This is a genomic window from Streptomyces sp. NPDC000410 (assembly GCF_040300305.1).
Taxonomy (GTDB): Bacteria; Actinomycetota; Actinomycetes; order Streptomycetales; family Streptomycetaceae; genus Streptomyces.
The window spans coordinates 1-3957 of sequence record NZ_JBEPDM010000113.1; the positions used below are offsets into that span (position 1 = coordinate 1).

6 protein-coding genes are annotated in these 3957 nt (G+C 64.8%); 3 read left to right on the forward strand and 3 right to left on the reverse strand.

Going from position 1 to position 3957, the window contains the following annotated elements:
- The first annotated feature begins 129 nt into the window (after positions 1 to 129).
- Positions 130 to 690, forward strand: a complete 561-nt coding sequence (locus ABT342_RS37875) for a hypothetical protein (RefSeq protein WP_351584098.1) — start codon at positions 130 to 132, stop codon at positions 688 to 690.
- Between the two features lie 310 nt (positions 691 to 1000).
- Positions 1001 to 1333, forward strand: a complete 333-nt coding sequence (locus ABT342_RS37880; RefSeq protein WP_351584101.1) for a hypothetical protein — start codon at positions 1001 to 1003, stop codon at positions 1331 to 1333.
- 163 nt (positions 1334 to 1496) lie between these two features.
- Here the strand turns inward: ABT342_RS37880 and ABT342_RS37885 are convergent, their stop codons facing one another.
- The 3 genes from ABT342_RS37885 to ABT342_RS37895 all read right to left on the reverse strand — a co-directional run bounded on the left by ABT342_RS37885 (position 1497) and on the right by ABT342_RS37895 (position 2878).
- On the reverse strand, positions 1497 to 1994 hold the full coding sequence (locus tag ABT342_RS37885; protein WP_351584104.1) for a hypothetical protein: 498 nt from the start codon (positions 1992 to 1994) through the stop codon (positions 1497 to 1499).
- 78 nt (positions 1995 to 2072) lie between these two features.
- On the reverse strand, positions 2073 to 2432 hold the full coding sequence (locus ABT342_RS37890; RefSeq protein WP_351584107.1) for a transposase: 360 nt from the start codon (positions 2430 to 2432) through the stop codon (positions 2073 to 2075).
- A complete protein-coding gene (locus ABT342_RS37895; protein ID WP_351584110.1) occupies positions 2429 to 2878 on the reverse strand; it encodes a hypothetical protein in 450 nt (149 codons plus the stop codon). Before ABT342_RS37895 ends, ABT342_RS37890 begins: the two co-directional genes overlap by 4 nt.
- Before the next feature lie 352 nt (positions 2879 to 3230).
- On the opposite strand from ABT342_RS37895, the gene ABT342_RS37900 reads away from it, so the two are divergent.
- The gene (locus ABT342_RS37900; protein ID WP_351584113.1) at positions 3231 to 3521 is read left to right on the forward strand and encodes a hypothetical protein; all 291 of its coding nucleotides are present in this window, start codon (positions 3231 to 3233) and stop codon (positions 3519 to 3521) included.
- Positions 3522 to 3957: the final 436 nt, after the last annotated feature.

The window sequence follows — 3957 nt, forward strand, 5'->3', positions numbered from 1 at the left end:
GCAGGGTTCTTCGTCATCAGCCCGGCCGCCGCGGCCGTCCCTGTCGTGGCATGAGACCAGCCGAAGGCACTCGCCCGAGCTCGCCTCGCCGTCGGGGCCGGCCTGTCGACCTGGGCCCTGACCGGCACCATGATCGGCATATTCCTGTTCATCCCAGCAGCTCTGGGGCTGTTCGTCACAGCGTTCGCGACCGGCCACGAACCAGCCTCTTCGGCGGGCCACGCAGCACCCAACCCGCAGCTGGAGACCGACGACCAACCGATGCGTGAAGGGATGCTGATGCAGCAACACAGTCAATCGGCCAGTCCGGGCATGCGCAGGGTCTCGGCGCGAATCGGGCGTTGCGTCCTGACGTACGTGCTCCTGTACGCGGCGGCCTGGGTCTCCATGGCTCTGGTCAACCCCGAGGGGGATCCCTACGGCGTGCATGCGCAGGTTGCTCTCGGAGTATTCGTGCTGATCGGCGTTCCGACGTTGCTCCTCGCGGTCATCGCGGGACTGGCGCACAGGCGGATGGATGCAGCTCTGTTCCGGGTCCTGCTCGTGCTGCCGATGCTGTTCCTCGGCGGCTGGCCGCTCATCATGGCCAGCACAGCCACACCGATGATCCTCCAGCTGATGGCCCAGCTCGCGTTCGTCTTCCTCATGCCGGCGCCACTCATACCCGAGAAATGGAAGGGAACGCCGTAGCAAGCCGAAGAGCGAACGGTGCCCCGGCAAGGTTCCCGCCGGGGCACCGGCACTTTGCACATGACCCGGGCGGCCGGCCGACTACGCACACTGCGATCCGCGGAGTGGGTCAGCGCACCGCGATCTCCACAGACCGCATCGCCAGTGAACTGGGCTTCGACGCAAGCATGGCGCGGCCCGGCAAGAACGACAGAGCATAGACGGGCAACTGATGCGTGAAGGGATGCTGATGTCAGACGGCGACGCAGAGGCGGCTGGCCCTGGGATGCGCCGTGTCCTGGGACGGATCGGGCAATGCCTCCTGACGTATGTGCTCATCCACACCGTGGCATGGATCGTCATCGCCGTGACTGTCCCGTGGGAGGACCCCTTCGCCGAGACCATGTGGACCGGGCTCTTCCTGCTGGCCTTCACTGGCGTGCCGTCGATGCTCCTGGCGATCTCGGTGGGCCTGGCACACACACGGATGGACGTCACCCAGTACCGGGCCCTGATGACGCCGCCGATGCTGGTGTTCGCCTTCCCGGCCCGGGGATTCAGCACAATGGAGCCTGTGCTGCTACAGCTCATGGCGCAGCTTGCCTTCCCATGGCTGATGCCGGCGCCACTTGTCCCTGAGAACTGGAAACAAGAGCCCGCATAGGCAGATGCAGGACCGGTGCCCCGGCGGGAAACCCCGCCGGGGCTTCCCCGTTCACTGCCATGGCCTCAACGTCCGCGTACCAACGTGCTGGCTGGCTACGTAGGTGAGAACGGGCTCTGGCTCACTTTCCGTGAACTGGTCACGGTGGGTCATGCGACGCGGGTCAAAGGCCCGTGCTTAGGGGTGCGTCTGTGGCGAGAAAGTCCTGCGCTGCGGAGGTGACCTCGTCGATGTGCTGCTGTTCCAGAGACCGGTCGTTCAGCAGGTCGATTCTTCTCGCCAGAGCGACCATGGGTTGCAGCGCATCGGGGTAGTCGAGTTCGGTTGCAGCTTCCTGATAGATCAGCTTTGCTCCCTGTACGGGATCGAGCCGACGCGCCACGATCTGGGCCGCCCACCAACGGGCCGCGATCCATCGCGCCTTGGCTAGATCTTCCGAGGTCAGCGGGAGTAGACCCAATTCTTCCACCACAAGGCCGAACAGCTCGCGGACCTGGGGGTACTCACCGCGCGCGAGCCCAGCCAGCGGGGGAAGCGAGGGAGCCTCGACATCGGCCATCAAGGCGTCCAGCCCCATCTGGACCAGATAGGCGTCCGAGGGGCGCTGCCAGGGCGCCATCGACAGGTCTGCAGCGGCCATGCGGATCAAGCTGATCGCCACTACTGAGTCCACGCTTTGTCTCGCCCCCACATCATCGTTCCGTGAAGGAATTCCTATCATCGAGAGTCAGGCAGTTGACTAGGTGGCCAGCAATACGCGCTTGCGTAGCAGCCTGAAGCCGGCTCGGCCGAACATCTGGCCCTTGAGCATCTTGATGCGGTTGACGTGCCCTTCGACGACACCGGAGTTCCAGGGCAGGGTGAGGCCGGCGATCACAGCCTCGCGGTCGCGGTCGATGCCCGCGGCAAGGGTGTGGAGGCTGGGCAGGTCGTCATGGCGGACGGCGTCGAGCCAGTCGGGGAGTCGATCGCCCTGGCGTTCGGTGCGCATCTGCGCAAAGGACCGGACGTGGTCGGTGTTCAAGCGCCAGATGTACGGACGAGCCGGCTTCAATCTTCTGCGCAAGCGAGTCCTGTTGGCGGCCTGAGCTCCGGTCACATGCTGATCCAGCAGTACAGCCGGTGGCCGCGAACGGTCGCCTTTTTCGCAAGAGCAGCGAGATCTTCCAGGAAGCCAGTGAGCCCGGTCGGGTCCGACTCGGCGTTGAAGACACCCGACGCAGACCAACCGTGAGCCACTTCGCCCAGCTGCTTCAGGTCGACACGGGCGAGGGAGTCACAGAAGGAATCCGTGAGTGACAGCGTGACGACTCCTCCGTCACCCACCATCCCGACCAAGTGCCCATGCCGCGGATCAGCCTGGATGGCATCGGCCGTTCGCCCCGTAACGAGTACCTCGGCCGGCAGCAGCTCGACCACCGGATCGATGCCCTTCACGGTGAACGAGTCGTACCCCGTTCCTATCGGCTGCCCATCCTCACGGACCACGGCCCGAACGGCGTCTTCGTCATCAGCAGCGGCGTAGTAGCCGAAGAGTGCTCCCATGCAACCCATCATGGATTACCACGCAGCGTCACCGACCACAGAATGTGTGCCAGAACCTTTCAAGCGAGAGCACTTGTCGGTGGGTTTCGGCATCACGCCGTGAACGAAGAGCGCGTGAATGTTGGTGAGAAGTAAGAGCACCCCGAGTGGCGGGGAGCTCGATCGTGCGTGCGGAGCCAGCCTCGTTCGTGGCAGGATGACGGCATGTTGATCAGAAAGGGCGATGCCGCGTAGGCGCCCGAAGGCCGTCCGTGCTGAGCTGTGGCGGCCTCGCAGACACGTTGCAGTTCGGCGGATCCGGGGCGTTTCCGCGAAGACTCGTGCAGCTGTCCGCCGCGTCGAGGATGAGCGGATGTGGCCTGGTGCAGTTGCTGACGCGCTCTCCCGTTTCGAGTGGGCGTTCAGGCAACCCGGCCGTTATCTGACGGCATCCCAGGTCTGGCAGCCCGGACTGGAGGTGGAGTATGCCCGCGATGATCTGGAAGAGGTCATGCTTCACCTCCCTCGCGGTGCCCGGCGCGATCTCGGCCGGCTGGTTGCTCGTATCGACGATGAGTTCGAGCGTCGCACTCTGCCGAATCCTGGGCCGGTGAACACCTTCACGGTGGGCGGCTGGTGGTGGTCAAGGATCCGTGAGCACTGAGGATGCTCACGAAGCCTCGTGACGGAAGGACTCCAGTGCGGGGGCACAAGGCCAGGTCAGCGGCACCCAACTGTTCCTGGAGATTCAGGCCCGCGGCTACCGGGGCAGTCGCCAGGTCGTCCGCAAACACCTCGCCGCGGGCGGGCACCACCGATCCGGTCCAGGCCGACATCCCTCGGCCCCCGCAAGATCACCTCGTGGATCATGTGGCCCCACGAGACGCTCAAGGACAGATCCCTACCAAGGTTGCCGCGAACTGGTCCTTGTCGTGGAGACCCGCTTGGGGAGGTTTTGTCGGCACATGGGTACACAGCAGGGCGCGGGCGGCGTCAGAAGCATTTCCGCGCCGAAATCGGAGTGCCGGGGGTGCCGTCGCCTTGTGATACTGCTCCGATGATCAACCTGCCTACCGCTGCGCTGGACTCGCTGTCCGGGC